The sequence below is a fragment of the Caballeronia sp. SEWSISQ10-4 2 genome, assembly GCF_030464885.1.
Lineage (GTDB): Bacteria > Pseudomonadota > Gammaproteobacteria > Burkholderiales > Burkholderiaceae > Caballeronia.
The window spans coordinates 101,826-107,825 of record NZ_JALPRJ010000028.1 but is presented as its reverse complement, the minus strand read 5'-3'; the positions used below and the strand labels follow the sequence as shown (position 1 = coordinate 107,825).

Here is a 6,000-nt window from a genome sequence, read left to right as displayed (position 1 = left end):
CGACTTACGATGACCTAACAGTTAGTAGTATTCAGAAGCAGCGGTCGTGGCCGGCGAGAGCTATTTCCTGCGGCGGGTCGTCTGTGACGGCCGCGAACGACAGCAGGTCTGGTTCGCCCTTCCCTTCCCAGTGTGACCACATACAGGCAATCAACATTTCTTGAGGCGGGTTGGGCCTGAATTCCAGGACCACGTTTTCATCTTTTTCTCCCTCAAGCGGCACGCGATTTTCGAGTCGAAATCGACTCACGTTTTCGTAGAATGCGGTCACTAGCATCAGGCCGTGCGTATAACCGAAAAGTCCTTTCCAGAAGCCTTCCAGATTGTCCCGTCGAGCGTTGTAGGTTCCGGGGTATTTGACGTCGTAGATAGCGGGCTTACCTGCCGGCCGACATTGATAGCGCATCGGCTTAATGACGCGCCGGCCATTCTCCATCACCATGACAGGAGCATATTGACCGGGGAATATCCGAGAGTCCCGCTCCGCTGGTTCCGTTCGACGCAGATCGTCGAGGCGGCGCAGCATTCCCTCGATCTTGCCCGTGGCGATCCGTTTGCTCTCGATGGCCGCCTTTGTGGTTTTGGTCTGGAGGACGCGGGCCGCATCCGCGAGCCGGGTGCGCTGTTTGAACAGTTCCTGTTCGAGCTTCGTCATCTGAGCCGCGTCATACCGCTCGATCCACTGCTTGATGCGCCGCTCCTCTTCTGTCTCCGGATTAATGAAGGGCGCATCCATGCCCTTGGGGACCTTCGCGCCGCTGCCCTCGGCGCGCTCCCAGTAGAGCCGCGCGAACTCCCTAATATCCATGTCAGGACCGAACATTCTCACGTACTTGCGGTAGTCCGCCACGATCTGCGCCGAATAGCACATAGGGCAATCTCCCTGATGAAGGCGTGAGGCACCATGATAAAACCGACTGCAACCTCAGTCGCCGTACCCAGAACGCCTGTTTACTGGCGTTCCGGCGTAGCCGCTCTATCCTGCCCCCGGGCACCGGCCGCCACGCAGAGGGGCAGCGGAATTTCGTGAGACTGGACCTCTGTCGAGCAATCAGCGACTTGCCGACTACTTCTCAGTGCTCTTCTGGTCGCGGGTCGCCCATGAGTCATTCCAATAGTTGACGCAATCTGCACTCTGAGGATATTTGGGCAAGCTCGTCTCTTTTGGGAGATGTGGCGGGTGTCCCGGTCGAAAACAGGATAGTTCGAACGCGCCAGGGTCCAGTTCGGGCTTCGGGAAAACAAATCCCTGTGTATGCGTGTCAGCTACAAGATCGGAAATGTCCGCACTATAAAAATTAGCGTTGTGAAAAGTTCCTCTAGTGATTTCCGCGCCCGTCAAATCTGCATCAACAAACAACACACTGCCGCATTGGCAGTTGCTTATATATGCGCCCTCGAAATCGTCTCGTCCCAGGTAAGCGCCCGACAGATCGACGTCAATCATCGACGCTCTCTTGAAGGACGCGCCAAAGGCTTCGAGGCCATGGAGATCGGCCTTTTTAATGATGGCGCCGTGCGCGTCCAGATTATTCAGACTAACCCGATGCCGGACCAGTGTTTCCAACGCGAAGCGCTGCCCTGCGTCGAACTGTACCCGCGGCTCGCCCTGCAGGTACGTCTGCAGCAAGGTCCAAGCGGCGATATCGGCCTGGTCACGGCGGTCGTGGATCAGAAAGATCAGCGCGACCACAGTTGCGACCGATGCGAGCAGCGTCGTCACGTCAACGATGAAGTGAAACGACAGTTCCTGCCTCAGGCGTGCGGCCAGACCACGCAGAATGTTGCACATCGCACCTCCTCCGGCCAGCCGGTTGTGGGCCGGCTGCACGTCTGATCGTAATCCGAGTGAACGGCCGGTACGGTGCGGCCGCACACATGGCGATCACCTGACCGGCCGGAGCGCACGTGAAGGCGGCTGTATTTACAGCTCGCCAACTCAAAAAGACGTTCTCTCGCATTTCTGATACCGTTAAGCTATTCTTTTACTGGGAAGACAAAAAAGTCCTTAACGGGGCCAGTGGCTGGCAGCAAGCATGACGTAAACGATACTCATGCCGAAATAACTTCCAGCCATCATCAAGTACAGATTTGCGTTGTTCATATGCCTCCTTTTTAAAGTGGGCGTGTGGAAACCGAAGGGACCCGTCCGCTATCTGCCAGGACGTTGGCGGTATCCCTAGACCTATTTGAACGGCGCGGACTTCCCGCCCTGTTTCCCTTTGAGCGACAGCATCGCTCAGTTCAATCATACGGCTGAAGCCTTTATCTCCCCTGCACTTCGGTAGCTTCATGCATGTGGCGATCGTAGGCCAGCAAAAACACGAGTCCCGAGCGCGCGAAAAATTAAGGCGCCCTGCCCGTCTGCTTTCAGCATCACGCCGCCCTGTCAGGCCGATCGACGGCGTCGTGTTGCACACCCTCTGGCAAACCTCGTGTATGACTGAATGGTATTGACGGCGCTTATGGGTTGCGAGGGATGAAAACTGGCGCTACGGACTTCCGGAACCCCATTGATCAAAAATGTTTTCCGGAATGTAATTGGGGTGCCGTCAGGAAACGGAATAAATCGTACGTTAGCCCCACTGCACAATCAATAAAATCGACGACTTGTCGTCGTCAGCTACCGCAAAGTTGGTGATCGGTACACGTAGCGAAGCGAGGCCTTATCCGACAAGGTTGTCCGGACCGCTGGCGTACGAAAAAGCTCGTGTCCTGTGTGCACCCCGACAACGGCGCGTGGCTACCCGCAAAATGGGGTATGACCGACATAAGGTAAATCAGCGATCAGCGTCGATCTTTGAGGTGGAGCGTTTCTTCACGGTTGGACGTTTGACGCGGCGCGATGCGGCATGAAGAACCGGCCGCTTGTGCAGCCAGAGGGCGAAGACGGCGAACCCAGCCATTGCTAGCAGAACGAACGCGCCAACAGGGTTGGCCTGCATCGTTTTTGCGAAAAGGCAGCAGCCGTTAAAAAACGCGCTGACGATCTGGATGAACAATTCGGTAGTCATGGGCCATTCTCCTGATGAACCCAGAATACTTCTTGCGAATCCCGAATTCCATGTCGTCTGGACCGGGCATCAATCGATGATCTTGCGAACCGGGGGCGTCTCAAGATCCGGAGGTTTGCGCACGTTAAGCGTTCGCGAGCTGTGCTGTTCGAATGTCGCTGATCGACCCTGCGCGGACAATTGGCTGCCTCGGTAGCGGACGTTCGCCGAGCGGATGTGAAGCCGAGGAGGTGGACTCTGCTTCTAGTAGAAAACGAACCTTTCGCCTATGGCTCGCCTCGGTCAACTTTCCAAACGTAGATTTTGCCGCTCGCACCAATCGTGTAGTCGACTTTCACCGGCTCGCCAGGAACGGCATGAAACGGCGCGGGATACTCGACCTCCTGCCCTTGTACCCGGAAGACGAATTTCTCCGTGGCAGCGAATCCCTGCTTCGGTCCAGGCCGATACATGCCAACGCGCACAATGGTGGAATAGGCGTGATGCATCGATCGGTCCGCAAGCTCCGTTTCGAAGTGACCCGTCAAGTAAAGGTAGCCAGCAATGCCGAGCGCAATCAAGCCGATGACGACTGCAAACGGCACGCCCCAGTCTCGCAAGTAGATTCGCGCATCGAGTAACAAATATCGTCTTTTCATTTTTTGGTCAGCGCCCCGAACCTGATACTTGCTCTACCCGCACCTCTAACACGCGCAGCTATGCAAAAACTCCGGAGTTAGCGCATTACTGATTCAACGATCCAGGAGGCCATGTCGGCCGACTGTTCGTGGCCGCACGCAGTCCCACAGTGACTGGCTGCACATTATCGCGTCAACGGCAGTCGCAGCGACAGATCGCCTGGGTCATGGAACGTCCACAGCGCCGATCTTGTCTGGATTTGACCCCCAACTGACGGGCCAGGCGTTGAAGTCTGCCGCAACGACGATACGATCGTCCTCCAGCACAAAAAACACGTACCGAGGCGGATTGGGCCACCCCCACCAGTCTCGATCGCGAACGAGCCACCGCTCCTTTCCGACATCGGCGACGAGTTGCGTCTGGTCGCCGAAGCGGCCCACAATCGGATGCACATCGACTTCCTGCCTTTCGACATCGGACGGAACACGCCAGGTGATGACGCGACGCCGACGGCTCCAGAAGCGCAATAAGAAACGCAGGTCCTCCCAGAAACTCTGTTCGAAGCCAGCCATCGGTTCCTTGCGAGCCAACTGTTCTCCCCCAATAGTGTCGATTCCCCGGTTGCCCAACCGCCGACCGGCGAACAGCGTATTGACGCTTCCGATCGTGCCGCGGGCGATATTATGTTTCTATCCCTTGATTTTACATTCCCGAGATGATTGTTAACGATCTGAACACTGGGGTCGACCGTACGTTCCTGGCCGAACTCGGTCCGATGCCGGACTTCCGCTGACCCGAAAGCGACGATCACCCGCGATAAATGACGGTCTGAAAAGCAAAAACCAAGCGATCGCTCAAGTGGCTGCCAATAGCTTGGTTCGCTTACCAAAATGACGAAGCGGACACGTCAGCGCAGCTTTTTTTCAAACCAGTGGTGAGCATATGGCTCAGCATTGAACGCATCGACCTCAACGTATCCAGACCTCCGATAGAGAGCAATCGCCTCGCGTAACGTTCGATTTGTCTCCAGGCGAATAACTCGCACTCCGGTCTGCCGTGCATGTTTCTCCGCCTCATCGATCAACCGCCGGCCTACACCCAGACCGCGAGCAGACGGACTCACCCACATCCTCTTGAGCTCGGCCGGCGACTTCTTGTGAAACTTGAGTGCGACGCACCCTATCGGGTTGCCATGGAGTCTCGCTACGATCAACGCGCCCTCCGGCGCCGTCAGTTCACGGGCATCCGCCGACAAGCTGATCGACGGGTCGAATCCTGATTCAAAGCGCTTGTCGAGTTCGGCGAAATACTGTTCGAAGCACCACCGTGCGTTATCGCTATTCGGATCCTCAACGGCGAAGCGCACCAGGGATGGCTGTAGCAAGCGCTCTACTTCAGACATGGCTGTGATAAGCCTCCGGCGCTGCTCATCGCTTAACGGTTCGAGTACACGAGTAGCAACCGCGTCCGAAAGCCGTTCGAGTTCAGCTCTTTCATCGAGGCCAGCTTTGGTCAGACAGGCCCGGCGTACTCTGCGGTCGTCCGGATGCGTCTGGACGACGACAAGCCCCTGTCGTTCAAGGGAGACAAGCGTACGGCTGAGATATCCTGAATCGAGGTCAAGCCGCGCGCGAAGCGTACGAAGATCAGCGCCGTCAACCCCGACCTCCCAAAGAAGGCGGGACTCGCCCATTGGGCGCCCGCGCCCGAGGAAGCGATCATCTATGGCGCCAATGCCCTCGGCAACCATGCGATTAAAGCTACGAATCTGTTGAATGTCGGATGCGTTCATATCTCTGACTTTAGTCAGAGATTTTGATTCCGTCAACCTGCAGATCAGACGCCACCATTCAACGCGGACAATTGAATCTCCGTTGCGGGTAGCACAGGCGCAAAGCGATGCCGCGTCGTTTTATAAGGGAACAAGCCTTTGTCCAGCAAGATGCGCCTGCGGATACTATTGATACAGAATGGCGCGCCAGTCTGCCAATGCGTGACCGAAACCCTCGGATCCCGATAGTCGAGCAACACGCAGGGCAAATACCGTAACCCGAGCAAAGCCGCCGCGCGCGCCCTGTGGTTACCGTCCATGATGATGCCGGTCTCCTTTTCGACGGGGATCGGTGTTGTCCACGAATCGGCCTCGCGGATGACAGCGGCCAGACGGTGTACGTCGCGCTCATCGACCTCCTCGGATGGGAGAAAGAACGCGATCGGTTTGAGCGCGACGCAATACGGCAGCTTATCGAGCATTTGCCCTCCCCTTGGAATTCGCCTTCACTGCCTGTACGAGCGCCTCGATGTCCTCGTCCGAGTTGTACGCGTAGACCGCAAAGGCGCTACGATCATATCGATGACCATAGCCTCC

General features: G+C 56.7%; 7 protein-coding genes. All 7 read right to left on the bottom strand.

Annotated elements, in window-relative coordinates; all coding sequences use genetic code 11:
* Positions 1 to 31: 31 nt before the first annotated feature.
* Complete coding sequence (locus tag M0D69_RS20220) at positions 32 to 871, bottom strand: SOS response-associated peptidase family protein (protein ID WP_301783717.1); 840 nt, start codon at positions 869 to 871, stop codon at positions 32 to 34.
* A gap of 195 nt (positions 872 to 1,066) precedes the next feature.
* A complete protein-coding gene (locus M0D69_RS20215) occupies positions 1,067 to 1,792 on the bottom strand; it encodes a pentapeptide repeat-containing protein (protein WP_301783716.1) in 726 nt (241 codons plus the stop codon).
* A gap of 988 nt (positions 1,793 to 2,780) precedes the next feature.
* Positions 2,781 to 3,014 (bottom strand): hypothetical protein, encoded by a 234-nt coding sequence (locus tag M0D69_RS20210; RefSeq protein ID WP_301783715.1) that lies wholly within the window; start codon positions 3,012 to 3,014, stop codon positions 2,781 to 2,783.
* Between the two features lie 266 nt (positions 3,015 to 3,280).
* On the bottom strand, positions 3,281 to 3,652 hold the full coding sequence (locus tag M0D69_RS20205) for a hypothetical protein (RefSeq protein WP_301783714.1): 372 nt from the start codon (positions 3,650 to 3,652) through the stop codon (positions 3,281 to 3,283).
* Positions 3,653 to 3,856: 204 nt separating this feature from the next.
* The gene (locus tag M0D69_RS20200; protein WP_301783713.1) at positions 3,857 to 4,222 is read right to left on the bottom strand and encodes a hypothetical protein; all 366 of its coding nucleotides are present in this window, start codon (positions 4,220 to 4,222) and stop codon (positions 3,857 to 3,859) included.
* A 317-nt stretch (positions 4,223 to 4,539) separates the two neighbouring features.
* The gene (locus tag M0D69_RS20195) at positions 4,540 to 5,424 is read right to left on the bottom strand and encodes a helix-turn-helix domain-containing GNAT family N-acetyltransferase (protein WP_301783712.1); all 885 of its coding nucleotides are present in this window, start codon (positions 5,422 to 5,424) and stop codon (positions 4,540 to 4,542) included.
* A gap of 44 nt (positions 5,425 to 5,468) precedes the next feature.
* A complete protein-coding gene (locus tag M0D69_RS20190; RefSeq protein ID WP_301783711.1) occupies positions 5,469 to 5,885 on the bottom strand; it encodes a ParB N-terminal domain-containing protein in 417 nt (138 codons plus the stop codon).
* Between the last annotated feature and the right edge of the window lie 115 nt (positions 5,886 to 6,000).